The 415-nt window shown below is 62.2% G+C and carries 1 protein-coding gene; it reads left to right on the top strand.

What is annotated here, in order from left to right; all coding sequences use genetic code 11:
- Positions 1-192: hypothetical protein (locus AB4Y92_RS26110; RefSeq protein WP_441822265.1), on the top strand; the 192-nt coding region annotated here is incomplete at its 5' end.
- Between the last annotated feature and the right edge of the window lie 223 nt (positions 193-415).

The raw sequence follows: 415 nt of genomic DNA, 5'->3' as shown, positions 1-415 counted from the left end.
CAGTTGAACGCCGCGCGCTCCGAGATGGGCGATCTTCAGGAGTTCGCTGCTCGCGGGCCGCGCCACTTCGGAACAATGGACGGCCACGACCGCGATTATTGCGTAGCCACGCAAAGCATCAACAGCGCCGACGCGCTCGATTTCCTTTTTGTGCATACCAACCTCTGCCCGGTGGTGAGGCTCCTAGCGTAATTTTGTCGGCTGATCCAGCCGCCGCCTTCGGGAGGCTTTCCAAAGCGGCGGTCGAGGCTGGCGCAATTACAGCGACCAGCAAGATTGTCGCCGCCATTTAGACCTGGGACGTTGCATGATTATCTGACCCGCGACCTTTGGGCCGAAATTTTGGCCTGGGGCGTTCGGGCGGCCTACGTGCCGCCGCCGCAGGTTGCCTCGGCCAACAGGCTGGTCGCGTTCC

The organism is Lysobacter sp. TAB13, from assembly GCF_052113885.1.
Classification (GTDB): domain Bacteria; phylum Pseudomonadota; class Gammaproteobacteria; order Xanthomonadales; family Xanthomonadaceae; genus Lysobacter; species Lysobacter gummosus.
The sequence above is the reverse complement of the archived record's forward strand: the minus strand, read 5'-3'. Positions and strand labels throughout refer to the sequence as shown.